We start from the raw sequence: 26,257 nt of genomic DNA, 5'->3' as shown, positions 1-26,257 counted from the left end.
ACGCGGATCCTGAGAGAGCGAACAGCACTGTCAGCCCATCAATTCGGAAATCTCGATCAAGTTGAGATCGGGATCACGCACGTAAACCGAGCGAATCGGCCCTGTCGCGCCGGTGCGCTGAACCGGCCCTTCGACGATGGGCCACTGCTGCGCCTGCAGGTGCGCAATCACCGCGTCGAGGCCCTGGCTGGCGATGAAGCACAGGTCCAGCGCGCCGGGCACCGGCAGGTGGGCCTTGGGTTCGAACTCGTGACCGCGCTCGTGAACGTTGATCTTCTGGTTGCCAAAGCGGAACGCCAGGCGGCCGCTGCCGAAGGTTTCCAGCTGCATGCCCATGACGCGGACGTAGAAATCCTTGCAGGCCTCCACGTCCACAGTGGTCAGAACCAGATGGTCGAGGTGATCAATCATTGCGTGCGCTCCGTGGGCTAATGAGGTCGACCGTCAGGCAGTCTTTCGGCACCGACCTCAGTGGTCGTTCTTGTCCAGCGTTCTCAGCTTCTGCGGCAATGCCCACATTAACAGGCTCGCCGCGATCAGGCTGCTGACGCCGATGACGTAGAGCGCAGGCGTCGTGGTGCCGGTGAGGTCCTTGATCCCGCCGACCATCACCGGGCTGACGATGCCGCCGAACTGCCCCAGGGTGTTGATCAGCGCAATGCCGCCCGCCGCGCCGGCACCTGCGCCCGCCAACAGCTTGGGCGGCAGGGTCCAGAAGGCCGGAATGGCGGCGACAATCCCGCCGCCGAGCATGGCCAGGGAGACGATCAACAGGCTGGTGTGCTGGGCAAAGAAACCGGCGCTAAAGAAGCCGATGGCCCCAAGCACCATCAGCCCGCAGACGAATTTGCGGCGTTCACCGCTGGCGTCCGACAGGCGTCCGACCACGATCATGCTGATGGCGCCGAAGATGTACGGGATGGCCGTGAGCAGCCCGATGATCACCGGGCTTTCGACGCCCGCGCTGCGAATCAGCTGCGGCGCCCAGAAGTTCAGGCCATAGGACGCCACCTGAATCAGGAAATAAATCAGCCCGAGCATCAGGAAGCCCGGCATTTTCAGCGCGGTCAGCAGCGAGCCGCCGTGCTTGTTCGGCTCATGCTGCGCGATGCGACTCGACAGATACGTCTTCTCGGCGTCGGTCAGCCAGTGCGCGTCCGCGACACGGTCCTTGAGCAGCTTCAGCACCGCAAAACCCAGGGCAATGCACGGCAGCCCGCCGAGCAGGAACAGCCAGTGCCAGCCGCGCAACTGCATCACGCCGTCCATATGACCGAGCACCAGCCCCGAGACCGGTGCGCCCAGCAGCCCGGCGAACGCCGAGGCCAGGAACAGAATTGACGTGATGCGTCCCCGGTAGGTCTGCGGGAACCACAGCGTCAGGTAAAACAGCACCCCCGGTGCGAAACCCGCTTCCATGGCGCCGATGATGAAACGCAGCACATAGAACTGCCATTCGGCGGTGACGAAGACCATCAGCGCCGTGGCGATGCCCCACGACATCATGATGCGGGCAATCCAGCGCCGCGCCCCGACCTTGTAAAGCATGATGTTGCTCGGCACTTCGAACAGCACGTAGCCGATCACGAACAGGCTCGCACCCAGCCCGTACGCGGTGTCGCTCAGGCTCAAATCGGTTTGCAGCTGGAACTTGGCGAAGCTGATGTTGATGCGATCAAAAAATGCGAACAGGTAGCAGACCATGATCAACGGCATCAGGCGCCACGCGACTTTGCGGATCAATGCCTTTTCGGCACTCACAACCTCGGCGAGGCTGCTGTTCGGGGTCAGAACAGAGACGGTCATTGCGATACTCCAGATCGACTCTCTGAGAGAGCCCTATTGTTTTTGTTGTCTGGACGCGCACGCAGCGGAGCGTGCGCGTTTGTCGGGGAAACCGGTACGGGTGGCGCGCTAACCGGGCAGGTTTTCCGGCGCCGGGTGCAGATCACGGTTGCGTCCGGCCTTGGCGACCTGCCCCGGCATTTCATGGCCCAGCAGGGCCGGTAAACGGCGGGACAGCGTGAGCAGATGTGGCAAATCGATGCCCGTCTCGATGCCCATTTCATCGCACAGATTCACCAGGTCCTCGGTGCAGATATTGCCCGAGGCGCCCGGTGCAAACGGGCAGCCACCGAGCCCGCCCAGCGATGCATCAAACCGCCGCGCCCCCGCTTCGTAAGCCGCCAGCACATTGCTCAGCCCCAGCCCGCGAGTGTTGTGAAAATGCAGCGTGAGCGCCGATGCCGGGACACGGCTCAGCACCCGCTGCACCAGCGCAAACACCTGACGGGGGTTGGCCATGCCGGTGGTGTCGGCCAGGGAGATGCCGTGCATGCCCAACGCCAGATAGGCGTCGACAATTTCCAGCACCCGGTCTTCATCAATGCGGCCCTCGAACGGGCAACCGAACGTGGTGGCGATGGAGCCGTTCAGGCTCAGGCCAGTGCCCGACGCCAGCGAGACCACGTCGGCAAAGGCCGCCAGGGACTGTTCGCAGCCCATACGCATGTTCGCCCGGTTGTGGGTCTGGCTGGCGGACATCACCAGATTCAGCTCATCGGCACCTGCGTCGAGGGCCCGCTGGGCACCGCGCAGGTTGGGAATCAAGGCGACGTAGGTCACGCAGGGCTGGCGCCGGATGCCACGGAACACCTCATCCCCGTCACGCAAGGCAGGAATGGCTTTGGGGGAAACAAAGGAACCGGCTTCGATGCGGCTGAAACCGGCGAGAGAAAGTTGGTCGATCAAGGCGATCTTGTCAGCGGTGTCCACCCACGTCGGCTCGATCTGCAAACCGTCGCGCGGCGACACTTCCTGCACGATCAGGCGCTGGGAGAAGTCGGTGATCATTGCACCACCCCGCTGTGCTTGAGCTGGGCAATGTCGGCGGCGCTGATGCCCAGCTCGCCGAGCACGCTGTCGGTGTGCTGCCCGAGCGCGGGGCCTTGCCAGTTCACCGAGCCTGGGGTTTCCGAGAGTTTCGGCACGATGCCTGGCATCTTCACCGTGGCCCCGCCGGGCAGATCGGCGTCGAGAATCATCCCGCGCGCCTGGTAATGCGGGTCGGCGACGATGTCCGCGACGTTATAGATCCGTCCCGCCGGCACCTCCGCCTGCTCCAGCGCCTTGAGCACCGCGTCAATGGGCAAGGCCGACGACCACGCGCTGATCGCCCCATCGAGCCTGTCGCTCTGGGCGGCGCGGCCGTCGTTGTGGGCGAACTCGGGGGCCTCGGCCAGATCGGCGCGGCCAATGGTCTGCATCAGGCGTTTGAAGATCGGGTCGCTGTTGCCGGCGATGACCACGTAGGCGCCGTCGGCGGTCGGGTAGGTGTTGGACGGTGCAATGCCCGGCAGCGCGCCGCCACTGCGTTCACGGACGTGGCCGAGCATGTCGTATTCCGGCACCAGGCTTTCCATGACGTTGAACACGCTTTCGGCCAGGGACACATCGACCACCTGGCCGTCGCCCTGGCCGGTCTTGACCCGCAACAGCGACATCAGCGCGCCCATCACCGCGTGCATCGAGGCCAGCGAATCGCCCAAACTGACCCCGACCCGCGCCGGCGGCGACCCGGGGGTGCCGGTGGTGTAGCGGATGCCGCCCATGGCTTCGCCGATGGCGCCGAAGCCGGGGCGATCGCGGTAGGGCCCGGACTGACCGTAGCCGGAAATGCGCACGAGGGTGAGTTTGGGGTTCAACGCGTGGAGCACGTCCCAGCCCAGCCCCAGTTTTTCCAGCGCGCCGGGCCGCAGGTTTTCGATCAACACGTCCGCGCTTTCAGCCAGCCGCTTGACGATGTCGATGCCTTCGGGCGATTTGAGGTTCAGCGAAAGGGATTTCTTGTTGCGCGACTGCAGGTACCACCACAGCGAAGTGCCTTCGTGCAGCTTTCGCCATTTACGAAGCGGATCGCCCTGCCCCATGGATTCGATTTTGATCACTTCGGCACCGAACTCGCCCAGCAGGCGGGCGGCGAAGGGAGCAGCGATCAGCGTGCCAATTTCAATGACGCGCACGCCTTGAAGGGGGCCTGTCATAGCGGTTACCTCGAGTCTTTCTTGGAATTTGTCGCCCAGACTAGAGGAACGCGGTTCAGCAAATCCAACCGTCAGTTGGCAACGGCCGTTCGCGAAACGCGAAGGCTTAGCGGTCCTGGCTGTGCAGGTGCTCGAACAGCAACTGGCTGACCGGCGACAGCGCCGCGGTGTCGCGGACCACCAGAATCAGTGTGCGCCGGGCCCAGGCATCGCTCAGGCCCACGGCCTTGAGGCCCAGGGACGGGCCGAGCAGGTCGAACGCCTTGCGGGGCAGCACGCCGATGCCCATGTCGGCCTGGACCATCCGGCACATGGCGTCGAAGCCCGGCACATGGATGCGCACCCGCAGCGGTCGGCCGTGGGCGCGCGCAGCGTTCTGGGTGCGCATGTTGATGGAGCTGGCGGCGTGCAGACCGATGTAGTCGCTGCCGAGGGTGTCTTCGAAGGCCACCTGCTGCAGCCCGGCGAGCGGGTGATCGTCACGCATCACGACGACCAGTTCGTCGCGGCGATAGGGTGCGCTGTGGAGCCCCTGAACATCGGTGTCTTCAGAGCAGATGCCGATGTCCGCGACACCGTCGACCAGTCCCTGCACGACGCCGTTGCTGGGCCGCTCTTCAAGATCGACTTTGACCAGCTCATGGCTGGCGACAAAGGCGTGCAGGTCTTCCGGCAAGAACTGAATGATGGCCGAGAGGTTGGCCAGCATGCGCACATAACCGCGCATGCCCTGGAGGTGCTCGTCGAGTTCAAGGCCCATCTTTTCCAGATCGGAGAGCATGCGCCGGGCGTGGTGCAGCATCGTCTCGCCGGCGGCCGTCAACAGCATGCCCTTGGCATTGCGCAGGAACAGGCCGATGCCGAGCACTTCTTCCAGCTCCATCAGCCGCTTGCTGGCGGCCGACACGGCAATCGCCTCGCGCGCCGCCGCCCGGGTCAGCGTGCCTTCTTCGTACACCGCCACGAATAGCTTCAGGGTGATCAGGTCGAGACGACGGATGAGGTTTTTGTGCAGCATGGGACGTACTCGATCAAGGTCCGGCCGAAAGAATACACGGGTTGGCGAGCGGGCATGGCTGAAGCCGGTGCTACTGGATGCGCGCGTCGTCTGTAGGACTGGCTTCAGCCGGGAATAGGCCAGCACGTTCGCCATGCATTTTGCAGTGTGACGTCCTACGCCTTCCCGACTAAAGCCGGTCCTACCAGGGATCCGCAGTGTGTCTGTAGGACTGGCTTCAGCCGGGAAGAGGCCAGCGTGTTCGCCATCCATTTTGCGGTGTGACGTCCGACGCCTTTCCCGGCTGAAGCCAGTCCTACCGGGGATCCGTGGTATGTCAGTGGGACTGGCTTTAGCCGGGAAGAGGCCAGCGTGTTCGCCATCCATTTTGCGGTGTGACGTCCGACGCCTTTCCGGCTAAAGCCGGTCCTACCAGGGATCCGTGGTGTGTCAGTGGGACTGGCTTCAGCCGGGAAGTGGCCAGCACGTTCGCCATCCATTTTGCGGTGTGACGTCCGACGCCTTCCCGGCTAAAGCCGGTCCTACCAAGGATCCGTGGTGTGTCAGTGGGACTGGCCTTAGCCGGGAAGAGGCCAGCGTGTTCGACATCCATTTTGCGGTGTGACATCCGACGCCTTCCCGGGTAAAGCCGGTCCTACCAGGGATCCGTGGTATGTCAGTGGGACTGGCTTTAGCCGGGAAGTGGCCAGCACGTTCGCCATGCATTTTGCAGTGTGACGTCCGACGCCTTCCCGGCTAAAGCCGGTCCTACCAGGGATCCGTAGTAGGTCAGTGGGACTGGCTTTAGCCGGGAAGAGGCCAGCACGTTCGCCATCCATTTTGCGGTGTGACGTCCGACGCCTTCGCGGCTAAAGCCAGTCCTACCAGGGATCCGTGGTGTGCCAGTAGTAATCCACTATCAAGCTGAACCGATTCAGGTCGATATACCGGTGATTTCTATTTTTATGGACAGCCCCGACATGAACCTCAGACGCCTCAACATCGCTCCCCGCTCCCTGATCTGCTTCGGCTTTTTCGCCGTGTTGATCTCCGCCGTCGGACTGTTCTCACTGATGCAATCGTCCAAGCTCAAAGATGCCCGGGACGCACTGCAGGACAACGTACTCCCCACCCTCCTCGCCATCGCCGATATCAAAAATGATCTGCTGACCATCCGCCTCGGCAACACCAGCCTGCGCGCTGCGCAGAGCGCCGCCAGCACCGACTCGGCCATGAAACGCGTCAGCCAGGGCCGCGCTGACCTCGAGCGCGATACCAAACGCCTGAAAACCCTCTTGATCAGTGAGCGTGGTTTGAGTGCCTACGCGCAGATGGAGCGCGACATGCAGGCCTACCTCGCCGTGCACGCGCGTTTTCTCGACGCCGTGGCGCAGAAGCGTGATGACGTTGTCGCCTCGCTGACCGAGCCGTCCGGTGAACAGACCCGCGCGGCAGACGCACTCGCCAAGGACATCGCGACCATCGCCGACCTCGGCAACCAGAAAATGCAGGACTCAAATGTCGCGGCAAATGAAAGTTACGCCCAGGCCCGCGAGGTCATCATCGCCGCCATCGTGGTCGCGCTGGTCGCCACCCTTGCTCTGGCGGCACTGTTCACCCGCAGCCTGGTCGCGCCGATCGCCAAAGCCCTGGCCGTCGCGGAAAACATCGCTGCCAATGACCTGAGCAAGCCGATTCAAGTGGACGGTTCCGACGAGCCGGGCCGCCTGCTGCAAGCACTGTCGGTGATGCAGCAGAACCTGCGCCACACGCTTTCGGAGCTGGGCCACTCGTCCAATCAGCTGGCGTCGACCTCGGAAGAAATGACCGCGGTGACCGAAGAATCCCTGCGCGGGGTTCAGCGTCAGAACGACGAAATCAATCAGGCCGCCACGGCCATCAATCAGATGAGCGCGGCGGTGGAAGAAGTCGCCCACAACGCCTCCCTGGCCTCGACAGCCGCGCGGGATTCCAGCGACTCGGCGGAACAGGGCCGCCTGCGGGTCAACGAAACCATTTCGGCGATCAACGCGCTGCACGACTCGGTCGGCAGCACCGCGGACGAGATCAATGGGCTGGCCGGCCAGGTGCAGAACATCAGCGGCGTGCTGGACGTGATTCGCGGCATCGCCGATCAGACCAACCTGCTCGCCCTCAACGCGGCCATCGAAGCCGCCCGTGCAGGCGAAGCAGGACGTGGTTTCGCGGTGGTAGCGGATGAAGTCCGCGCCCTGGCGCACCGCACCCAGCAATCCACCGCCGAGATCGAAAAGATGATCGACTCGATTCAGGGCGGCACCCACAAGGCGGTCACCGCCATGGGTCAGAGCAGCGAGCGCGCCCGGGTCAGCCTGGACGTCGCCGGTGCCGCCGGTCGTGCCCTCGCCGACATCAAAACCGCCATCGTGTTGATCAATGAGCGCAACGTCAGCATTGCGACGGCCACCGAACAACAGGCCCAGGTCGCGCGGGAAGTCGATCGCAACCTGACCAGCATCCGCGACCTGTCGCTGCAGACGTCTGCCGGCGCCCACCAGACCTCGGCGGCGAGCAACGAGCTGTCGCAACTGGCGGTGGGCCTGAACGGTCTGGTGATGCAATTCAGAACTTAATGGCACCGACGGAATCGCACCACTGAGCCGCCTGTTTGCGGCATCAGACGATTTCGGAGGTAAAGCATGAAGTTTGTGAAGCTGGGTTCCACGGGACTGGACGTGTCGAGGCTGTGCCTGGGGTGCATGACGTTTGGCGAGCCAGACGCCGGCACGCACCCGTGGACGCTGGATGAGAACGCCAGCCGGCCGATCATCAAGCACGCGGTCGAGCAAGGCATCAACTTCTTCGACACGGCCAACAGCTATTCGGCAGGCACCTCGGAAGTCATCGTCGGCAAGCTGTTGAAAGAATTCACCCGTCGCGAAGAAACCGTCATCGCGACCAAGGTGTTTTTTCCGGCCAACATGTGGGAAGGCTCCAAGCGGCCCAACGAACAGGGACTGTCGAGGAAAGCCATCATGGCCAACATCGACGCCAGCCTGACGCGGCTGGGCACCGACTACGTCGACCTGTACCAGATTCATCGCTGGGATTATCACACCCCCATCGAAGAAACCATGGAAGCGCTGAATGACGTGGTGCGGGCCGGCAAGACGCGTTACATCGGCGCGTCGTCGATGTTCGCCTGGCAGTTCGCCAAGGCTCAGCAGGTGGCGAAGGCCCACGGCTGGAGCCGCTTTGTGTCGATGCAGAACTACCTGAATCTGGTGTATCGCGAAGAACAGCGCGAGATGATTCCGCTGTGCCTGGATCAGGGCGTCGGCCTGATGCCGTGGAGCCCGATGGCCCGCGGCAGGCTCACCCGGCCCCACGGCCAGCAGACTGAACGCACCAAGACCGACATCTCCGGCCAGTCGTTTTACGAGGCAACGGAAGCCGAAGATGGCCGCGTCATTGATGTGGTCGAGCAGATTGCCGGCGAGCGCGGCGTGCCCATGGCGCAAGTCGCGTTGGCGTGGGTGTTGGCCCAGCGTGGCGTGTCGGCACCGATCGTCGGCGCCTCCAAGCCGCACCATCTGGACGATGCGATCGCGGCGCTGGATCTGGTGCTCAGCGATGATGAGGTAAAACGCCTTGAAGCGCCCTACGTTCCCCACGCTGTCACAGGCTTCGCGTGAAGCCCAACGGCAATTCCGGGCTTGCCACCGGCCGGGCCGTCGTGCTGTTCGACGGCACCTGCAAGCTGTGCAATGGCTGGGCGACCTTCATCATCAGCCAGGACCACGAGCAGCGGCTGACGCTCGCGGCGGTGCAGTCGCCCGAGGGTCAGGCGCTGCTGAAATGGGCGGGGTTGCCCCAGGATCAGTTCAACACCATCGTGCTGGTGGAGAATGACCGTTTTTACGTCCGCTCGGACGCAATGTTCAAGATCCTCGCCCACCTCCCCGCCCGATGGAACTGGCTGCTCATCGCGCGGGTTTTCCCAAGGGTTTTGCGGGACTGGCTGTACGACAAGATCGCGCTGAACCGCTACAAACTGTTTGGCCGTTATGACGCCTGTCGCTTGCCTGCCGCGGATCATCCCGGCCGTTTCTTGAGCCAGAACGCCCTCAACGACCGCTAACTCTTCAGCGGCTGAAATGCCGTCTTCGTGAGCAAGCTCACTCCCACATGTCTTGCGCATGGCTCGAATCTCAGGCCGTTCCGCGATCCCGTAGGAGCGAGCTTGCTCGCGAAGGCTGTCTTCAGTCCGCAGAGAAAGTCGCCAAATGTCCCGGCCCCTTCGTGAGTAAGCTCACCCCCACACGTCTTGGGCATGGCTCTAGAGCTCTAGTCAGTCTCACTCGGAAAAGTTCCACTATATGGGACAGACAATCACATATTGAGATCTCAGAATATGTCGTCTATGGTGAAACCTCTTCGCTCCTCATAGCCACTATAAAAACAACAGAAAGTCCCATGCCCACGCCATCTCTGGATTCGGGCCTGCACGCCAGCACCATGAAGCGCCTCAACCTCAAGTTGATCCCCTTCCTGATGCTGCTGTACATGGTCGCGTACATCGACAAGTCGAACATTTCCGTCGCCGCGTTGCAGATGAATGCCGAGCTGGGCCTGACCGCTCGCATGTATGGCATCGGCGTAGGCCTGTTCTTTCTGACGTACATCCTTCTTGAAGTCCCCAGCAGCGTCATCCTCACGCGGGTCGGCGCGCGGCGCTGGATTGCGCGGATCATGATCACCTGGGGCATCGTCGCGGCGGGCATGGCGTTTGTGCAGAGCGCCAATCAGCTGTAGGGCATGCGCCTGTTGCTGGGCGCCGCGGAGGCCGGTTTCACGCCGGGGATCATTTACTACCTGTCGCAGTGGTACCCGAAGACCGATCGGGCCAAAGCCATGTCGTTCTTCTACATTGGCGCCGCGCTGGCGTCGGTGATCGGCCTGCCGCTGTCGGGCGCGTTTCTGCACCTGGACGGGTATTTCGGCGTCAGCGGCTGGCGCTGGCTGTTTCTGCTGGAGGGCCTGCCGGCGGTGATCCTCGGGATTGTCGTGCTGCGCTACCTGCCGGACTCGCCGCAGACCACCCACTGGCTGCACGCCGATCAGAAAGACTGGCTGAGCCGCACCATCGCGGCCGAGCAAGCGAACTCGCCGATCTCCCACCACGCCGCCTGGCAGACCGCATTCCGCAGCCGTCAGGTCTGGCTGCTGAGCCTGTTCTGGCTGTTGCAGGCGTTCGGCACCATCGGCATCACGCTGTTCCTGCCGCTGATCGTCAAATCGGTGTCCGGCCAGGAATCGTTCACCGTCAGCGTCATGTCCGCGCTGCCCTTCCTGTTCGCCTGCGTGTTCATGTACTTCAATGGCACCCATTCCGACCGCAAGGGCGAGCGCGGCTGGCACTTGGCGCTGCCGCTGATGGCCGCCGGGGTGCTGCTGGCGCTGGCGGTGTGGACCAGCAACCCTTGGCTGGCGTACGCCTTGCTGGTGCTGGCGGTCGGTCTGAACTGGGCCGCCACGCCGGTGTTCTGGGCGACCACCACCGAATACCTGTCGGGCGCTGCGGCCGCGGCGTCCATCGCACTGATCAACTCCATCGCCAACATCGCCGGCCTTGGCCTGCCGCCCGTCATGGGCTGGATAAAGGACGCCACGCAAAGCTACGACTACGCCCTGCTGCTGGTCTCTGCAGCCTTGTTGGCCGGCGGTGTGCTGGGACTGTTCCTGGCCCGTTCGCCCCGTGCCGCACCTGTCACCGCCCGCGCAACTCCCCCCGCTGCTGCTCCTGTCCCAAGAGGTTTAAATGAAGCCAAGGCTCCTTAAAATCGCCCGCTTGCCGGCCATGCTCGATGACGCGCTGAACGCGACCTACGACGTGGTGGACGCCGATCAAAACGGCACCGGCGTCGGCGAATCGACCGCCGACATCCGCGCCATGGTCGCCAATGGCGAATCCACGGTCAGCCGTCAGTTGATCGACAGCCTCCCTGCGCTGGAAGTCATCGTTGTGTTTGGCGTGGGCTACGACGGCGTTGATGTGGCGGCAGCGCGGGAGCGTGGCATCCGCGTCACCCACACCCCCGACGTGCTCACCGAAGACGTCGCCGATTTCGCCATGGCCTTGATGCTGGGCATCGCCCGCAACCTGCGGGTGGCCGACCGTTTTACCCGCTCGGGCGCCTGGGCAAATGGCCCCATCGCCTTCAGCCGCAAAGTCAGTCGGGCACGCCTGGGCATCATTGGCCTCGGTCGCATCGGCGCCGCCATCGCCCGCCGCGCCCAAGGCTTCGATATGTCGATCGCCTACACCGGGCGGCGGCCTCAGGACGTCGGGTTCACGTACTACCCGTCAGCCCTCGAACTGGCCGCTGCGGTGGATTTTCTCGTCGTCGCGGTCGGCGGCGGCGCCAGCACCCATCATCTGGTGGACGCCAAAGTGCTGGAGGCGCTGGGTCCCAAGGGCTATCTGATCAACGTCGGCCGTGGCAGCGTGGTAGATGAAACCGCCCTCGCCCGGGTCCTCGCCGAGGGTCGTCTGGCCGGCGCGGCGCTGGACGTCTACGAAGACGAGCCGCACCCCATCGCTGCGCTTGTGGATCTGGACAACGCCTTGCTCACCCCGCACATGGCCAGCGCCACGTGGGACACCCGGCAGGCGATGTCCGATCTGATCATGGCCAACCTCCACGCCTGGCACAGCGGCGCAGACTTGCCCACGCCCGTGCCGGAATAAGCCGATGCTGCCTGCGCCTGGCTGAATGAAAGAACCGAGTCGCAGAAGACGGAATTCGTTGCCTGTTGGCAGTGAGGGTTTGGAGGTATGGTGTGGCTTTCCCCTGCCAAGGAAGATCCATGGCCACGCACCCCTCCAGCCACGCACAAAAGCACCTCGCCGTTCTCATTGATGCGGACAACGCCCCCGCCGCCATCGTCGAAGGTCTGTTCGAAGAAATCGCCAAATATGGCGTCGCCAGCGTCAAGCGCATCTACGGCGACTGGACCGGGCCGCAGCTCGGCGGCTGGAAGAAGGTCCTGCTGGATCACTCGATCCAGCCCATCCAGCAATTCGCGTACACCAAAGGCAAGAACGCCACCGACAGCTCGCTGATCATCGACGCCATGGACCTGCTGTACACGCGGCGCTTCGACGGCTTTTGCCTGGTCTCCAGCGACAGCGACTTCACCCGCCTGGCCTCGCGACTGCGCGAAGAAGGCCTGACCGTGATTGGCTTCGGAGAAGAGAAAACGCCCCGGCCGTTCGTGGCGGCCTGCGACAAATTCATCTACATCGAACTGCTCCGCGAAGAGGTGATCGCTGCCGCCAGCACAGAGCAGCCGCTCGACGCGCCCGCGCAGTCGGACGTGGCAAAACCCGCGGCCGCGGACACCCAGAAGCGTCCCAAAGCGCCCATCAGTTTCATCGCGAAAATCCTCGACGACATTGCCGACGAAGACGGCTGGGTGCAGCTAGGCGCCCTGGGCACCAACATCACCAAGCTGCGACCGGAATTCGACCCGCGCACCCATGGGTACAGAAAGCTCAGCGACCTGATCAAGGGCTACCCGCAAGCCTTCGAGCTGCAGGCCAGACCCGCGTCCAGTGGCACGGCGGTGATGTACGTCCGGCACAGACAAAACGGTAAATAACCCATCAGCCTGTTTCATTTATGGAGCCCTCCATGCCCGTTTTCTCAGTTGACTATCGCTTCAAAGACCAACCCCGCACCCATCGCTTCGAGCTGAATCAACCAGCCTTGTCAGCGTCCGACGCCGCGATGCACCTGCTTGAGCTGCATTTCGGCGACAGCGAAAACAGCCTGATCATGCCCAATGCCGATGCCGAACCGGATGAAATCATCGAACAGGCCAGCCAGCTCGGGCTGACGGACATTCGCGTCACCCAGGCGGCGAGCGATGACGTCCGGTAAAACGCGTTGAACCCTGCGGCGGCACCTGCATCCGATCACTACGACTGAACATTTCCCGACTGACAGGTGCCCCATGATCGAGATCAACAGCTACACAACCGTCAAACGCCGAGAGCGCGTGCCCCACGACGTATTCGCTCATTACTGGCGCGACGTCCACGGCCCGCTGTGCTCGCGGCTTCCGGGCCTTGGCTTGTACATCCAGCACCACTTTTCCCGGCAGCAGGATGCGCACCTGTGGCCGCTGGCCGATGGCATCAGTGAGATTCAGGATTACGAACTGGACGGTGGCGTGGAGATCGGTTTTGAGTCCGCTGCTGACCAGAAGCAGTTTCAGGAGGCCAGCCCGATTCTGTTCTCGGACGAGCAGAACATGTTCGACGAAACCCTGGCCTACGCCCTGCCTGACGGCTCGCTGACCCTGACCAACGCGCTGGCGGATGAGCGGTTCAACGGCACCGACACCTTTGACCGGATTCACATCCACTTCAGCCCGCGGGAGACCCTGGCGCAGCTGCACGCGTACCTGAAGTCAGACCTGGGGCCGCTGCTGGCGGCGGCCGACGACGTGGTCAAGGTTTGTCTGCACCTGTGCGACCCCTTCGAAAACGACGGCCAGCACCCACCTGCGCCCAACGTCGCGCACTTCGCCAACCCGGCGCGTGCCGAATTGGCCGTGCTGGAAATCGCGTTCACCTCGCCACTGGCGCGTCGTCGTTTCTTCCAGAGCGACGTGTTCCAGAACACCCTGCCTGAACAGTCGAAGCACATCGCCCAGCTCAAGACGTTCGCCGTCTCCGGGCTCTACACCTACGTGCGCGACAAGTCGCTGACCACCGCCGGATTGCGCGGCAGTCGGGCAGCCGAGTTGATCGAGTATCTGGGCGCGGTGAATCAGGTTCAGCCCGATGTTAAAGAACTGATGCTGAAAGGCACCCAAGCCAGCTAGCGGTTCCTGTCGGCGGCCGTGGCTCACGGCTGCCGACGTTTCCATGGCCTGTCGGGAAACGCCAAGGCCTTTCCATTGATCTGATTCATGCATCAAAGGATGAAAAAATAACGATTATCGTCGTCTGAAAATTGCCACAGAATCTCCAGTTACAAGCGCTTACAAACTCAAAAAAAACGCTGGAGAACAACATGCATCAGCCGCCAAGCCAGACCTCCTCCGGGAAGTCCAGGGCAGGAATGGTCTTCCGGGTCACCTCCGGAAACTTTCTTGAACAGTTCGACTTCTTCCTCTTCGGCTTCTACGCCACCCAGATCGCCTCCGCCTTCTTCCCCGCCAGCAACGAATTCGCCTCGTTGATGATGACCTTCGCTGTGTTCGGTGCAGGCTTCCTGATGCGACCCCTGGGCGCCGTGCTGCTGGGCGCGTACATCGATGATGTCGGCCGCCGTCGCGGCCTGATCGTGACGCTGGCGATCATGGCCAGCGGCACGTTGCTGATTGTCCTGGTGCCGGGTTATGCCACGATCGGCCTCTGGGCACCGGCGCTGGTCTTGCTCGGACGGCTGCTGCAGGGATTCTCCGCCGGCGCAGAGATGGGCGGCGTGTCCGTCTACCTCGCCGAAATGGCAACGCCGGGGCGCAAGGGTTTCTACGCCAGTTGGCAATCGGCCAGTCAGCAGGTGGCCATCGTCGTCGCAGCCGCCCTGGGTTACGGGCTCAATCAATGGCTTGCCCCGGCCGAACTGTCGGCTTGGGGCTGGCGCATTCCGTTTGCCGTCGGCTGCCTGATCATTCCGTTCATTTTCCTGCTGCGCCGCATCCTTGAAGAAACCGCAGAATTCACCACGCGCAAACACCGCCCGACGATGAAGGAGGTGTTCGCCACCCTCCTCGGCAACGCCAGTGTGGTGATCCTTGGCATGCTGATGGTGGCAATGACGACCACCGCCTTTTACATGATCACCGTGTACGCACCGACCTTCGGCCGCTCGGTGCTGCAGCTCAGCACCAGTGACGCCCTGATCGTGACCCTGCTGGTGGGGGTCTCGAACTTCTTCTGGCTGCCCATCGGCGGCGCCCTGAGTGACCGACTGGGACGCAAGCCGCTGCTGCTGGCGATGTCATTGCTGACGCTGGTCACGGCGTATCCGGCGCTGTCATTCCTGGCCCAGGCGCCGACCTTTGCCCACATGCTCGAAGTGCTGCTGTGGTTCTCGTTTCTCTACGGTATTTACAACGGCGCGATGATTCCGGCGCTCACCGAAATGATGCCCGTCGAGGTGCGCGTCGCGGGTTTCTCCCTCGCCTACAGCCTGGCGACAGCGATCTTCGGTGGCTTCACGCCGGCGGTTTCGACCTGGCTCATTCACCTGACCGGGGACAAGGCAGCGCCGGCTTACTGGATGATCTTCGCCGCCCTGTGCGCCTTTACCGCGACGCTGGTGCTGTACCGCCGTCTCGCCACTCAGTCACTCGCCACTGCTTGAAGGACCCTGTCATGAATTCTTTACTTAAACCCCTCTGCGTTATGGCGCTGACCAGCTGCGCCTACGGCAATCTTGCGCACGCCGAAGAGCTGACCGTCATGACCTCGGGCGGCTTTACTGCGGCCTATCAGCACCTCGGGCCGGAGTACGCCGAACACAGCGGCAATACGCTGAAAACCGTGCTCGGCCCGTCGATGGGTAAAGCGGCGGAAGCCATCCCCAACCGGTTGAGTCGCGGCGAGCACGCGGATGTGGTGATCATGGTGGGCTACGCCCTGGATGACTTGATCAAACAGGGCAAGGTCGACGCCGGCTCGCGTGTGGAACTGGCGGACTCGCGCATCGGCATGGTGGTGAAGGCCGGCGCCGACAAACCGGCCATCGGCACCGATGCCGAGCTGAAACAGACCTTGCTGGCGGCCAAGTCAGTGGCTTATTCAGACAGCGCAAGCGGCGTCTACATCGAGAAAGAGCTCTTCATGAAGCTCGGCGTTCAGCCGCAGATGGCGCCCAAAAGCAAGATGATCGAGCGCATTCCGGTGGCCTCCGTTGTGGCCAAGGGTGACTACCAGCCGCGGCGGCAGGCAACGACGTAGTGCTCTTCGAGCAGCGGACTGAACTCGATTTCCGGCGCCAGGTTGCCGGTGAAACTCACCCCGAAATCGGCTTCGCCGGACGCCACCGCCGCGCTCACTTCATTGGCCGACACGTCGATCAGTCTGATGTTGATCAGCGGGTATTGCGCGTGAAAGCTGCGGATCGCATGGGGCAGGAAGTAGTACGCCGCAGACGGCACGCAGGCCACGGTCAGGGTGCCCCTGCGGTTGGCGCCGCCATCGCCGATGCTGAGCAGGGCCAGGTCCAGGTCATCCAGTAGCCGTTCGACCTGTGGCAAGAACGCCCGCCCGACGTTGGTCAGCGAGACCTTTCGCGTGGTCCGCTCAAACAGTTTGACCCCCAGGGCGGACTCAAGCTTTTCGATGCGACGGCTCAGCGCCGACTGGGTGATGCGGATGGACTCGGCCGCCCGGCGAAAGCCCTGCTTTTCAACCACCGCGCGAAAAGCCTGGAGGTCATTGAGGTCGAAGTGGATGTTCACGGCATGTCGTCGCTTTGATCGTAGACGGGCATCAATGGTAAAGCGGAACCTGTCGGCGAGCTATCCCGGGGCAAGTCGTGCGGCTCGCCCCGGGATCGACGCAGTGACTTAGTAAAGCGTGTCGGCGATCCGGCCCGGCAGCGCCTTGTCATACGCCTCGCCGTCGATGGCCGCCTGGGACACCTCTTTGAGAATCTGCCCCGCTGTCGGCAACGCGCTGCGCGGCACCTGCTTTGAGGCATCCCACAGCCCTGCCCTGATCACCGCTCGGCTGCACTGGAAATAGACGCTAGTGACGGTGATGCGCAGCACCGATTTCGGCGGCTTCCCGTCCACGGCAAAACGCTCCAGCAGCTCCGGCGAGATGGAGATCTGCGCCGTGCCGTTGACGCGCAGGGTTTCGCCGACGCCCGGGACGAGAAACAGCAGTGCAACGCGCGGGTCTTCGACGATGTTGCGCAGGGTGTCGATGCGGTTGTTGCCGCGCCGGTCCGGCAGATACAGCGTTTTGCTGTCTTCGATGTGTACGAAGCCCGGCTGATCGCCCCGCGGCGAAGCATCCAGGCCGCCTGCACCCGACGAGGCGAGGATCACGAAGGACGCCGCTTCGATGAACGGCCGGTAGACCGGGTGGATGTGGTCGACTTCCTTGACCAGGGACGGCGGCGCGATCGGGCCATACACCGCTTCCAGTGCCTGTACGGTGGTCAGGTATGAGCTGTCTTCAAGGTCCATTGTGGGCTCTCTACAATTTCTTCGTGGCTGGACAGGTTCAGCATGCTGTGACGTTTCATGCCCGTTCGGGGCAATAGTGCCAGACGCGTGTGGCAGATTGACCGGCGATCTGATTCACTGCCTGCCTTTCACCGTCCAGCATCTGCACACCGGGTAAACAGGCATGAACCGTCGCAAGAAACTCAACCAGATACTCAAAGCCAACGCAAAAAAGGCAAGTGCCAAACTGGCGCCGAAGAACAAAGACATATACATCAGCAAGGCCGACCGGTTGAAGCTGGCGGCGGAGGCGAATGCTGAAGCCGCTTCAGATCCCACGACCGAATCCGCGCCTGGAGCGGCCAGCCCTTCCGAGCCGGTTTGAACGCCCTCAGTTTGCAGCGCCACTGCCGACGCCTTCCCCTTGTAGGACCGGCTTCAGCCGGGAAGAGGCCAGCGGCGACGCCCTCAATTTTGCAGCGTGATTGCCGACGCCTTCCCGGCTAAAGCCGGTCCTACGGGGGCGCGGTGTCAGTGGCACCGGCTTCAGCCGGGAAGAGGCCAGTGCGTACGCCATCAATTTTGCAGTGCGACTGCCGACGCTTTCCCGGCTAAAGCCGGTCCTACAGGGAGCACGCGGTTTCATAGTAGGACCGGCTTCAGCCGGGAAGCGGCCAGTGCGTACGCCATCAATTTTGCAGTGCGACTGCCGACGCTTTCCCGGCTAAAGCCGGTCCCACGGAAAGCGCACGGTGTCAGTGGGACCGGCTTCAGCCAGGAAGAGGCCAGTGCGTACGCCATCAATTTTGCAGTGCGACTGCCGACGCCTTCCCGGCTAAAGCCGGTCCTACAGGGAGCACGCGGTTTCATAGTAGGACCGGCTTCAGCCGGGAAGAGGCCAGTGCGTACGCCATCAATTTTGCAGTGCGACTGCCGACGCTTTCCCGGCTAAAGCCGGTCCCACGGAAAGCGCGCGGTGTCAGTAGGACCGGCTTCAGCCGGGAAGAGGCCAGTGCGTACGCCATCAATTTTGCAGCGTGATTGCCGACGCCTTCCCGGCTAAAGCCGGTGCCACGGAAAACGCCGGCTTTAGCCGGGCAGCGTCTTCGATCACCGCCCGTACACGATCGGCATCGGCGGCGGTGACCGGGCTATACACGATCATCGACAGGTCCAGTCGTCCGTCCACCGCAAAATTGGAGTATTCCAGCTCAATGACTCCGTGGGGATCGTGGCGCAGGCGCTTGGTGCCTTCGCCCTGAAGCCTCACGTCGTTGTCCTGCCACAGCGCCGCAAACTCGGGGCTCAGGGTGCACAGTTCTTCAGCCAACTGGGTGACCTCGGAAGCAGCACCGGCGCGGGTCGCGTCCGCCCGAAACGCCGCGACGATGAAACGCGCGACAGCGTTCCAGTCTGCCTGCCGGGCCTGGGCGTGCGGGTTGCAGAACATCAGGCGCAAGATGTTCCGCTGCCCAACCGGCAGCAGGCTGTAGTCGGTGAAGACCGCCGCCGCTGCGGTGTTCCAAGCCAGCACGTCCCACGTCGCCGTCTTGATAAACGCGGGGCTGAACGCCAGGGTATCGAGGACGCGTTGCAGGCGCGGCGTCACCCCGTCAGGCGCGCTGTAGACCACTTCCGGCGGATGGCCGAAGGCGAGCATGAACACGTGCTCGCGCTCGGGTGCGGTCATCAACAGACTTTCGGCAATCCGGTTCAGCACTTGGGCCGAGGGTGCACCGCCCCGCCCCTGCTCCAGCCACGTGTACCAGGTCGCGCTGATATTGGCGCGCTGCGCGACTTCTTCCCGGCGCAAACCCGGTGTACGTCGTCGGCCGGAAAAACCGAAACTGGCCGGATCCAGACGCGCCCGGCAATCCTTCAGATACGTGCCCAGCAAATGAACAGACGGGTTGGCCATGATGATCCTGTTAGTTCGTATACCCTGATAACGTCACGTCTTTTAAGCGGATAAACGTTACGCGCATCCTGCCGGCTTCAGCAAAAGGAGTTTTCAGCAATGCGCGTATTTCTTACCGGCTCCACAGGTTTTATCGGTTCCCGGGTTGCTCGGGAATTACTCACCGCAGGTCATCAGGTGATGGGGATGACGCGTTCCCAGGCCGGCGCCGACGCACTGCGGGCCATCGGTGCCGAACCCTGTCGCAGCACCCTTGAAGACCTCGCCAGCCTCAGACGGGGCGCTGATCTGTGCGACGCGGTCATTCACACCGCGTTCGATCACGACTTCGCCCACTTCATTGACAACTGCCAGAAAGACGCCTGTGCCATTGCCGCGCTGGGCGAGGCGCTGAACGGCTCGCAACGCCCGCTGCTGATCACTTCGGCGACGCCGATGGGCTCGTCGGCACCGGGCGCGCCTGCCGATGAGGATCATTTCAATCCCGAGCATCCCAACCCCCGGGCCGCCTCGGAACTGGCCGCAGAGGCGCTGTTACAACGCGGCCTCAACGTCGTGGTGATGCGCCTGTCGCAAATCCACGACACGGCCAAACAGGGCCTGGCCACCGAACTCATCAGACGCGCGCGGCAGACAGGCGTCTCGGCTTACGTCGATGAAGGTCTGAATCACTGGTCCGCCGCGCACATTTCAGACACTGCCCAGCTGTATCGTCTCGCGCTGGAAAAATACCAGCCCGGCGCTCGCTATCATGCAACCGCCGAAAGCCACATCCCATTCCGCCTCATTGCCCAAACCCTGGGCGAAGGCCTTGGCCTGCCCGTTGCGTCGGTGCCGGCGGACGAGGCGATGGCAAGGTTCGGCTGGCTGTCGAGCTTTGTCGGGCGAGACATGGCGAGCCATAGCAACAAAACCCGCGAACGGTTGGACTGGGTGCCGACCGGGCCGGGGCTGATCGAGGATCTCAAAGGGTGTTTTCAGCAGCGGTGAATGATTCGTGGAGACAGAGCTGCCGCGTCTAACGAAAGGACCGTGCGCGCAACGGGCCTACAACGCGTCAGAACCCCAGGAGAAGCGATAAGCGCGAACAGGCGCCGGCGGCTGGCAGCGACCATCATCCGCGTCGGGCCCGACGATCAACCATTCGGCCCTCGACGTTGATCCCAACTGGCGAGCCTTGGCCGCTACAAAACAGCGCTCAACCTCGGCGGCGGGCACCAGGGCAAAGGCGGATGGATGCGTGCGCAGCCAGAGCGCCGCGTGCTCGACGGCGGATTGATCGGCGAACCCGAAGTGCACCAACGGCTGGCGCGCGAACAGCCAATGCCCTTCTCGCCAGCCGACCAACACCAGTTCGGCGCCGTCAGTCAGCCGGTCCGCTTCGACCATGAGGGCCTTGTGGGGATTAGGCCCGTCGGTGTATGGCTCGACGAAGCCACGGGCGAACCACAGGCAAAACCAGGTCACCACCGCCACGCCAAACACGGCGCGGGCTTTCGGGCGATCGCCAAACCAGCGTCGCAGCAGCCACGGAATCAGCGGCGCTGCGGCCAGCACCAGGCCGGGTAACGCCGGGAAGATGTAGATTTTGCGCTTGCCGGTGCTCAGGCAGAAAAACAGCACCACCAGGACCACCCAGCCCAGCAAGAGTAGTATCCGCGCGTCGTGCTTTTGCAGTTGGCGACGCCAGGCGGGCACCAGCCACGGCAACGCCAGCACCAACGGCAGCCAGTACTGCGGGATGACGGTCAGGAAATACCAGAACGGTTCGCGGTGATCCCACGCCGACGCGTAGCGGCCACCGGTCTGGTGAAACAGGATCTCCTTCAGGTACGCCACTTCGTCAGCGCCACCCTTGAGCCAGACCGTGGCAAGCAGCGGGACAACCCAGACCGCACACCCGGCCAGCACCAGCAGAAAACCGGTCGCCCAGCGAAGCCCCTGCCCCGGCATGACGGCCACACCCGGCCATCGCTTGCGCACGGCGTAGCCGTAGGGGACCAGCATCAGCGCCGGCAGAAAACCGACCCCCTTGCTGATGATCCCCAGGCCCATCGCCAGACACCCCAGGTAGAACCAGCCCCACGCCGGCCCCAGCAGAAGGTGCCGAACCATGCCGTAGAAGCCCAGCGCGACCCACAGGCACAGGAAGCTGTCGATCTGGCCGGTGCGCAGGATGCTGTAGGTCTGGTAAGTCGCCAGAAACAGTAGCGCGGCAATGCGCCCCACCCTGCGGCACCAGAGGCGCCGGCCCAAGTCGTACAACACCGCCGTGGCGGTGGCCGCCGAGAGCAGGCCCGGGATGAAGAGTGCCAGCGACGGCGAACCGGTCAGCCAGGTGAAGAACGCCACCGTCCACATGAACAACGGCGGCTTGTCGCCATAGATTTCGCCGGCCCGATGGGGAATCAGCCAACTGCCGCTGTGCAGCATTTCCAGTGCGACGCCCAGAAAACGTTCTTCGTCGACATTCAGTGGCTGCCTGATGCCAAAGCCGGCGCCGACCAGCAGCAGCGACAGCACCACGAGTGCCAGGCATTGCCACGCGGGAGAATGAACACGGCCCACCGGCTATTCCTTCAGATCTTTGTGTTTGGCAATCAGCTGCAGGTTGCGCAGGTAAACCACGAAGCCAAATGACTGGCCGATGATGAACACCGGGTCTTCCCGGTAGATGGCGTAGATCAGCAGCAATGCGCTGCCAAGCATGCTCAGGTACCAGAAGCCCACCGGAATCACGCTGCGTTTCTTGATTTCGCTGTACAGCCACTGCAAGACGAAACGGCCGGTGAAGACCGCCTGGCCGAGAAAGCCCACCGTGAGCCAAAGCGCTTCGCGGGTGAAATTCATCCGTTCATCTCCTCGGGCCGGGTATTGAGTCGCGTGCGGCGCACCAGCCACCAGACGCCGAACAGGTCGAGGATGCCGACCAGCGCCCGGTCCAGATTGCCGTAGTTGGAAACGCCGGCCTGTCGGTGCCGGTGGTGAACCGGATGAACGATCATTCGGCCATGATGGCGCTGGATCAACGCGGGGATGAAGCGGTGCATGTGATCGAAATAAGGCAGTCGCAGAAACGCCTCTCGATGGATCAGCTTCAGCCCGCAGCCTGTGTCCGGCGTGGCGTCCCTGAGCAGCCGGCTGCGCAAGGCATTGGCGAAACGGGACGCCCAGCGCTTGCTCGCAGTGTCTCGCCGGTTGACGCGGTGCCCGGCCACCAAGGTCAGTGGCTCAAGTGGGTTCTGGTCATTGCCCTGCCCTGCATCGCGCACCAGCGCCAGCATGCCGGGCAAATCGGCAGGGTCGTTCTGGCCGTCGCCGTCCAGCGTTGCCAGCCACTCACCGCGGGCGGCGTGGGCGGCATGCCAGATCGACGTGCTCTGCCCGAGGGAAACATCGTGGTGCAGGATCCGAAGGGGTTCGAAGCCTTCGGCCTTGATCTGCTGCAGCACACGCAGCGTGTCGTCGGTGCTGCCGTCGTCGACCACCCACACCTCATAGCGCTCCCCGGCCAGCGCGGCGCGTACTTCATTGAGCAATGAAGGCAGGTTCTGCGCCTCATTTTTTGCCGGGATCAACACCGACACGAACACCGACTCACTCATCACGCCCACCGCGTCGCTTGTTTTGATTGTCTGGCCGGTTGTGCCTGTCTGGCCGGTTGGCCCTGTTTGCCGGGGTAGAAATCGCAATACCAGCGCACGAATTCGGCGACGCCCTGCTCCACCCCGACCTGGGGGCTGAAGTCGATCCATTTCGCCAGGCCGGACACATCGGCCCAGGTCTGCAACACGTCGCCCGGCTGAAGCGGTAGATAGTTGCGCTTGGCCTGAATCCCCAGCGCCGACTCCAGGCAGTGAATGAAGTCCAGAAGCTTCACCGGCGCGCCTCGCCCGATGTTGAACAGCTGACACGGCGCGACACCGTCAACGAGCGGCGGCGGTCTGGGCAGCAGCCGGCTCATCGACTCCGTGATGTCGTCGATGTAGGTGAAATCCCGCGCCATCTCGCCGTCGTTATAAATATCGATGGGGTCGCCATTGAGGACGGCCTGGGTGAATTTGAACAGCGCCATGTCCGGCCGCCCCCAAGGGCCGTAGGCGGTAAAAAACCGCAGGCCTGTCGCCGGAATCCGGTACAGATGGGAATAGCTGTAGGCCATGAGCTCGTTGGCGCGCTTGGTCGCGGCATACAGGGAAACGGGCTGCTCAACCGCGTCTCCCACCGCGAACGGCATCTTGGTGTTGGCGCCGTACACCGAGCTGCTCGACGCATAAACGAGGTGCTTTACCGGGTAGGCCCGGCAGGCTTCAAGGACATTGAGAAACCCGACCAGGTTGGCATCGGCGTACACGGCCGGGTTGTCGATGGAATAGCGAACCCCCGCCTGCGCCGCAAGATGAATCACCTCGCTGAAGCCGTACGCGCTGAAAAGGCCACGCAATGCGCCTTGGTCGATGATGTCGATTTGCTGAAAGTGAAAGCCTGGGAGGTGTTCAAGCTGTGCGAGCCGGGCACGCTTGAGGTCAACGCTGTAGTAATCGTTGAGGTTGTCGATGCCCACCACGTGAACGCCCTGGCGGCACAGTTTTCTGGCCATGTGAAAGCCGATAAAACCAGCCACCCCTGTGATCAGAACCGTCATTGCGCTGTCGCCCAGCGGCGGCATCGAGCCTGGGTAAGTGTTGCGTATCCTGCGCGTGAGACCGTGACATTCATTTCATGAGTCCTTTTACAGAGCCAGCCCACCGCCCGTAATCACCGGGATGGCTGTCTGACGCTGTCGGATGCTTGATCAAGCGACATGAAACTGTGTCACAGCAATATTTAAGCAATGTGAATGGGGTGAGCGGCACATCGCGTGATGCGATCGAGACGTTGACCGAGCGAAGCCCAGAGCCGTTGGGCCACCGGCTCTAGCGCAGCCCTGACGGTTTTTGTCGCCGACAGGCAGCCTCGATCGCATTTATTGACGCCCACACGGTCAACTCGAGAGCGTTATTCCCATCAAGTTCCATGTCAAAAGGACAATGTCATGGCTTCAACCGACCGCAAGCCCACCATCGATTACACCGTAAGAACCGGCCCGGGGACCGTGCAGGTGGACCCCTCCACGGGGGGCGATCAAACCTGGAGCGTCATTCTCCAGCCTGACGGCAAGATCATCGTCGGCGGCGAAAGCTTCCAGACCGCCATTGGTTATCCGGGCTCGCCCGGCGATGAAAGCTACGGCACGCGAGGCAGCTTCACGTCGGTGCGCCTCAACAGCGACGGCAGCCTGGACAACAGTTTCGGCCAGGACGGGATTGCCCTCGTGCCCGCCAGCCTGGATCCGGAAGACGAGGCTTACTACGTGATGGCGGTCCAGGCCGACGGCAAAGTCCTGTCGGCGCAGCCCGGGCCTGGCGGTTTGAAAGTCGAACGCTTCAACGTGGATGGCACCCTGGACACCACGTTCGGCAAAGGCGGCGCCGCAGCACTTGATGTACCGATCAGCACCGATGGAATGGCGATTTACGCCACAGCCGACGGTTCGGTGTACGTCAGCGCTCGCGGCACCTCGCAAGCAGTGGTGTTCAAGCTGGACAGCAGCGGGGCTCCGGCAGAGGATTTCGGTACCGAAGGCGCGCTTATCCTCAACCCTGCCGGACGTTACGGCACCGGCAATATCGCCACCGTTGTGCAGCCCGACGGCAGCGTATTGCTCGGCAGTTGGCTGTACGTGGGTTCCGACGGCCCCCACGACCCGGGCGATCCGGTTTATGCCGTTCAGCGACTTGCAGCCGACGGCAACCTGGATACCGCGTTTGGCGTGGACGGCGTGGTGTACTTCGATACCGCGCTGGGGCTGGACTACCGTTCTGCGATAACCGTGCAAGCCGATGGCAAGATCATCATTGCCGGCGAGAGCAATGACAACACCGCCTTCAACGTACTGCGGCTGAATGCCGATGGTTCCTTCGACACTTCCTTTAGCGACGATGGCAAACTCACGATTCGGGTGCCTCAAGGCGAGAAGAACTATGCCCACTCTGTGGTTGTTCAGCCCGATGGCAAAATCCTGATCGCCGGCGACGTCATCACTCGACTGAACGCCGATGGCAGCCTGGACACCACCTTTGGCAGCCAGGACGGTCAATTCCATGTGGATGGCTCCAGCGAGGCCAATCACTTGCTTGGCAACGACACGGCCGAGATCATCCGCGGTCTGGGCGGTGACGATCTGCTGCAAGGCGGGGGTGGCCGTGACGTGCTGGCAGGCGGGACCGGCGCAGACATTTTCCGCTTCAGCCAGATCAGCGACAGCTACCGTACCGCTACGGAAACCGGTAGTGACCGGATTCTGGACTTCGACGCTTCCCAGGACCGTGTAGACCTGATTGCATTGGGCTTCACCGGCATTGGCGACGGCCACAATGGCACGCTGGCCATCCAGGCCAACGCTGAGGGCACCCGCACCTACCTGAAAAGTTTCGATGCCAACGCTGACGGGCAGCGCTTTGAACTGGCGTTCGAAGGCAACCTGACAGGGCAATTGAACAGCACCAATCTGGTGTTCACCGCCCCCACCGTCGAAGGAACGGCTGGAAGGGACGTGATCACGGGGAGCGCCATGTCGGAGGTCATCTACGGCCTGGCCGGTAACGACCGCATCGATGGTGGCAGAGGCTCGGATGTGATTATCGGCGGCGCGGGTGCCGACCTGTTGAGCGGCGGCGACGACCCGAACCTTTCGGTCTACGGCCGCAACGGCATCAATGACGCTGACGTGTTCCGTTACACGGCAGCCACTGACAGCTACCGCACCGACACCCAGAGCTTCGTGGACCTGATTGACCGGTTCGCCAACAACAACGACAAAATCGACGTGTCGGCATTGGGCTACACGGGTTTCGGAGACGGCACCGGGACGACGCTGAAGATGGTCTATAACCACGATCTGGACCGCACCTACCTGAAGGATGTGGAAGCGGACGCTCAGGGCCATCGGTTCGAAATCGCCCTCACCGGCGACTGGACCCAGGACCTGGGCAATACTGAAATGATCTTTGCGCAGGCCGAGGAAGTGACCCTGGTGGGCATGACCAGCGAGGTTGCCCTCGGCTGACAGGCTGGGTGCAT

22 protein-coding genes and 3 pseudogenes are annotated in these 26,257 nt (G+C 62.8%); 13 read left to right on the top strand and 12 right to left on the bottom strand.

Going from position 1 to position 26,257, the window contains the following annotated elements:
- Positions 1–30 precede the first annotated feature (30 nt).
- From IFT99_RS02990 to IFT99_RS02970, 5 genes are all read right to left on the bottom strand, one after another.
- Positions 31–411 (bottom strand): VOC family protein, encoded by a 381-nt coding sequence (locus tag IFT99_RS02990; protein ID WP_192130382.1) that lies wholly within the window; start codon positions 409–411, stop codon positions 31–33.
- Between the two features lie 57 nt (positions 412–468).
- Positions 469–1,806 (bottom strand): MFS transporter, encoded by a 1,338-nt coding sequence (locus IFT99_RS02985; RefSeq protein WP_192130381.1) that lies wholly within the window; start codon positions 1,804–1,806, stop codon positions 469–471.
- A 108-nt stretch (positions 1,807–1,914) separates the two neighbouring features.
- Positions 1,915–2,853: a hydroxymethylglutaryl-CoA lyase gene (locus tag IFT99_RS02980; protein WP_192130380.1), complete on the bottom strand. Its 939-nt coding sequence runs from the start codon at positions 2,851–2,853 to the stop codon at positions 1,915–1,917.
- On the bottom strand, positions 2,850–4,043 hold the full coding sequence (locus IFT99_RS02975; RefSeq protein WP_065988930.1) for a CaiB/BaiF CoA transferase family protein: 1,194 nt from the start codon (positions 4,041–4,043) through the stop codon (positions 2,850–2,852). The genes IFT99_RS02980 and IFT99_RS02975 overlap by 4 nt, the downstream gene beginning before the upstream one ends.
- A 106-nt stretch (positions 4,044–4,149) precedes the next feature.
- Positions 4,150–5,061: a LysR family transcriptional regulator gene (locus IFT99_RS02970; RefSeq protein WP_192130379.1), complete on the bottom strand. Its 912-nt coding sequence runs from the start codon at positions 5,059–5,061 to the stop codon at positions 4,150–4,152.
- Positions 5,062–6,005: 944 nt separating this feature from the next.
- Here IFT99_RS02970 and IFT99_RS02965 point away from each other — a divergent pair.
- The 10 genes and pseudogenes from IFT99_RS02965 to IFT99_RS02920 all read left to right on the top strand — a co-directional run.
- Complete coding sequence (locus IFT99_RS02965; RefSeq protein ID WP_410933785.1) at positions 6,006–7,652, top strand: methyl-accepting chemotaxis protein; 1,647 nt, start codon at positions 6,006–6,008, stop codon at positions 7,650–7,652.
- 66 nt (positions 7,653–7,718) lie between these two features.
- Complete coding sequence (locus tag IFT99_RS02960) at positions 7,719–8,714, top strand: aldo/keto reductase (RefSeq protein ID WP_192130377.1); 996 nt, start codon at positions 7,719–7,721, stop codon at positions 8,712–8,714.
- Positions 8,711–9,160, top strand: coding sequence for a DCC1-like thiol-disulfide oxidoreductase family protein (locus IFT99_RS02955; RefSeq protein WP_192130376.1), 450 nt, complete (start codon positions 8,711–8,713; stop codon positions 9,158–9,160). Before IFT99_RS02960 ends, IFT99_RS02955 begins: the two co-directional genes overlap by 4 nt.
- Before the next feature lie 47 nt (positions 9,161–9,207).
- Positions 9,208–10,860, top strand: a pseudogene (locus IFT99_RS26535) (MFS transporter).
- Positions 10,841–11,770, top strand: coding sequence for a 2-hydroxyacid dehydrogenase (locus IFT99_RS02945; protein ID WP_192130375.1), 930 nt, complete (start codon positions 10,841–10,843; stop codon positions 11,768–11,770). Before IFT99_RS26535 ends, IFT99_RS02945 begins: the two are co-directional and overlap by 20 nt.
- A gap of 119 nt (positions 11,771–11,889) precedes the next feature.
- Complete coding sequence (locus tag IFT99_RS02940) at positions 11,890–12,684, top strand: NYN domain-containing protein (protein WP_065988923.1); 795 nt, start codon at positions 11,890–11,892, stop codon at positions 12,682–12,684.
- A gap of 32 nt (positions 12,685–12,716) precedes the next feature.
- Positions 12,717–12,965: a hypothetical protein gene (locus IFT99_RS02935; protein WP_192130374.1), complete on the top strand. Its 249-nt coding sequence runs from the start codon at positions 12,717–12,719 to the stop codon at positions 12,963–12,965.
- A 73-nt stretch (positions 12,966–13,038) separates the two neighbouring features.
- Complete coding sequence (locus IFT99_RS02930) at positions 13,039–13,914, top strand: EthD domain-containing protein (RefSeq protein ID WP_192130373.1); 876 nt, start codon at positions 13,039–13,041, stop codon at positions 13,912–13,914.
- Positions 13,915–14,105: 191 nt separating this feature from the next.
- On the top strand, positions 14,106–15,404 hold the full coding sequence (gene tcuC / locus IFT99_RS02925; RefSeq protein ID WP_192130372.1) for an MFS transporter: 1,299 nt from the start codon (positions 14,106–14,108) through the stop codon (positions 15,402–15,404).
- A 41-nt stretch (positions 15,405–15,445) separates the two neighbouring features.
- Positions 15,446–15,976 (top strand): annotated as a pseudogene (locus tag IFT99_RS02920) (substrate-binding domain-containing protein); the annotation flags it as partial.
- Between the two features lie 2 nt (positions 15,977–15,978).
- Here the strand turns inward: IFT99_RS02920 and IFT99_RS02915 are convergent.
- A pseudogene (locus IFT99_RS02915) lies at positions 15,979–16,503 on the bottom strand (LysR family transcriptional regulator); the annotation flags it as partial.
- Between the two features lie 108 nt (positions 16,504–16,611).
- Positions 16,612–17,238, bottom strand: a complete 627-nt coding sequence (locus IFT99_RS02910) for a pyridoxamine 5'-phosphate oxidase family protein (protein WP_192130370.1) — start codon at positions 17,236–17,238, stop codon at positions 16,612–16,614.
- A 163-nt stretch (positions 17,239–17,401) separates the two neighbouring features.
- On the opposite strand from IFT99_RS02910, the gene IFT99_RS02905 reads away from it, so the two are divergent.
- Entirely contained in the window at positions 17,402–17,602 is a 201-nt protein-coding gene (locus IFT99_RS02905; protein ID WP_065988916.1) for a DUF2986 domain-containing protein, read from the top strand.
- 639 nt (positions 17,603–18,241) lie between these two features.
- On the opposite strand, the gene IFT99_RS02900 is transcribed toward IFT99_RS02905, so the two are convergent.
- Positions 18,242–19,135 carry a helix-turn-helix transcriptional regulator gene (locus IFT99_RS02900; protein ID WP_192130369.1) on the bottom strand — a complete coding sequence of 298 codons (894 nt, stop codon included), beginning with the start codon at positions 19,133–19,135 and terminating at the stop codon, positions 18,242–18,244.
- A gap of 99 nt (positions 19,136–19,234) precedes the next feature.
- Between IFT99_RS02900 and IFT99_RS02895 the strand changes: the two genes are divergently transcribed.
- A complete protein-coding gene (locus IFT99_RS02895) occupies positions 19,235–20,125 on the top strand; it encodes an SDR family oxidoreductase (RefSeq protein ID WP_192130368.1) in 891 nt (296 codons plus the stop codon).
- Positions 20,126–20,182: 57 nt separating this feature from the next.
- Here IFT99_RS02895 and IFT99_RS02890 read toward each other — a convergent pair whose 3' ends face one another.
- The 4 genes from IFT99_RS02890 to IFT99_RS02875 are packed head-to-tail and all read right to left on the bottom strand — an operon-like array spanning position 20,183 to position 23,780.
- On the bottom strand, positions 20,183–21,703 hold the full coding sequence (locus IFT99_RS02890; RefSeq protein WP_192130367.1) for a glycosyltransferase family 39 protein: 1,521 nt from the start codon (positions 21,701–21,703) through the stop codon (positions 20,183–20,185).
- A 3-nt stretch (positions 21,704–21,706) separates the two neighbouring features.
- Entirely contained in the window at positions 21,707–21,985 is a 279-nt protein-coding gene (locus tag IFT99_RS02885; protein ID WP_065988912.1) for a lipid-A-disaccharide synthase N-terminal domain-containing protein, read from the bottom strand.
- Positions 21,982–22,740 (bottom strand): glycosyltransferase family 2 protein, encoded by a 759-nt coding sequence (locus IFT99_RS02880; RefSeq protein WP_192130366.1) that lies wholly within the window; start codon positions 22,738–22,740, stop codon positions 21,982–21,984. The genes IFT99_RS02885 and IFT99_RS02880 overlap by 4 nt, the downstream gene beginning before the upstream one ends.
- Complete coding sequence (locus IFT99_RS02875) at positions 22,740–23,780, bottom strand: NAD-dependent epimerase/dehydratase family protein (protein WP_192130365.1); 1,041 nt, start codon at positions 23,778–23,780, stop codon at positions 22,740–22,742. The genes IFT99_RS02880 and IFT99_RS02875 overlap by 1 nt, the downstream gene beginning before the upstream one ends.
- A gap of 390 nt (positions 23,781–24,170) precedes the next feature.
- Between IFT99_RS02875 and IFT99_RS02870 the strand changes: the two genes are divergently transcribed.
- Positions 24,171–26,243 carry a calcium-binding protein gene (locus IFT99_RS02870; protein ID WP_192130364.1) on the top strand — a complete coding sequence of 691 codons (2,073 nt, stop codon included), beginning with the start codon at positions 24,171–24,173 and terminating at the stop codon, positions 26,241–26,243.
- Positions 26,244–26,257: the final 14 nt, after the last annotated feature.

This window comes from Pseudomonas sp. CFBP 8772 (assembly GCF_014841665.1).
Taxonomy (GTDB): domain Bacteria; phylum Pseudomonadota; class Gammaproteobacteria; order Pseudomonadales; family Pseudomonadaceae; genus Aquipseudomonas; species Aquipseudomonas graminis_B.
Note: the sequence above shows the minus strand (reverse complement) of the source record. Positions and strands in the feature narration are given on the sequence as shown.

What these genes read in the sequence shown, in the direction of transcription:
- IFT99_RS02990 (WP_192130382.1), bottom strand. Translation starts at nt 411, where the DNA reads ATGATTGATCACCTCGACCATCTGGTTCTGACCACTGTGGACGTGGAG.
- IFT99_RS02985 (WP_192130381.1), bottom strand. Translation starts at nt 1,806, where the DNA reads ATGACCGTCTCTGTTCTGACCCCGAACAGCAGCCTCGCCGAGGTTGTG.
- IFT99_RS02980 (WP_192130380.1), bottom strand. Translation starts at nt 2,853, where the DNA reads ATGATCACCGACTTCTCCCAGCGCCTGATCGTGCAGGAAGTGTCGCCG.
- IFT99_RS02975 (WP_065988930.1), bottom strand. Translation starts at nt 4,043, where the DNA reads ATGACAGGCCCCCTTCAAGGCGTGCGCGTCATTGAAATTGGCACGCTG.
- IFT99_RS02970 (WP_192130379.1), bottom strand. Translation starts at nt 5,061, where the DNA reads ATGCTGCACAAAAACCTCATCCGTCGTCTCGACCTGATCACCCTGAAG.
- IFT99_RS02965 (WP_410933785.1), top strand. Translation starts at nt 6,006, where the DNA reads ATGGACAGCCCCGACATGAACCTCAGACGCCTCAACATCGCTCCCCGC.
- IFT99_RS02960 (WP_192130377.1), top strand. Translation starts at nt 7,719, where the DNA reads ATGAAGTTTGTGAAGCTGGGTTCCACGGGACTGGACGTGTCGAGGCTG.
- IFT99_RS02945 (WP_192130375.1), top strand. Translation starts at nt 10,841, where the DNA reads ATGAAGCCAAGGCTCCTTAAAATCGCCCGCTTGCCGGCCATGCTCGAT.
- IFT99_RS02940 (WP_065988923.1), top strand. Translation starts at nt 11,890, where the DNA reads ATGGCCACGCACCCCTCCAGCCACGCACAAAAGCACCTCGCCGTTCTC.
- IFT99_RS02935 (WP_192130374.1), top strand. Translation starts at nt 12,717, where the DNA reads ATGCCCGTTTTCTCAGTTGACTATCGCTTCAAAGACCAACCCCGCACC.
- IFT99_RS02930 (WP_192130373.1), top strand. Translation starts at nt 13,039, where the DNA reads ATGATCGAGATCAACAGCTACACAACCGTCAAACGCCGAGAGCGCGTG.
- tcuC (WP_192130372.1), top strand. Translation starts at nt 14,106, where the DNA reads ATGCATCAGCCGCCAAGCCAGACCTCCTCCGGGAAGTCCAGGGCAGGA.
- IFT99_RS02910 (WP_192130370.1), bottom strand. Translation starts at nt 17,238, where the DNA reads ATGGACCTTGAAGACAGCTCATACCTGACCACCGTACAGGCACTGGAA.
- IFT99_RS02905 (WP_065988916.1), top strand. Translation starts at nt 17,402, where the DNA reads ATGAACCGTCGCAAGAAACTCAACCAGATACTCAAAGCCAACGCAAAA.
- IFT99_RS02900 (WP_192130369.1), bottom strand. Translation starts at nt 19,135, where the DNA reads ATGGCCAACCCGTCTGTTCATTTGCTGGGCACGTATCTGAAGGATTGC.
- IFT99_RS02895 (WP_192130368.1), top strand. Translation starts at nt 19,235, where the DNA reads ATGCGCGTATTTCTTACCGGCTCCACAGGTTTTATCGGTTCCCGGGTT.
- IFT99_RS02885 (WP_065988912.1), bottom strand. Translation starts at nt 21,985, where the DNA reads ATGAATTTCACCCGCGAAGCGCTTTGGCTCACGGTGGGCTTTCTCGGC.
- IFT99_RS02880 (WP_192130366.1), bottom strand. Translation starts at nt 22,740, where the DNA reads ATGAGTGAGTCGGTGTTCGTGTCGGTGTTGATCCCGGCAAAAAATGAG.
- IFT99_RS02875 (WP_192130365.1), bottom strand. Translation starts at nt 23,780, where the DNA reads ATGACGGTTCTGATCACAGGGGTGGCTGGTTTTATCGGCTTTCACATG.
- IFT99_RS02870 (WP_192130364.1), top strand. Translation starts at nt 24,171, where the DNA reads ATGGCTTCAACCGACCGCAAGCCCACCATCGATTACACCGTAAGAACC.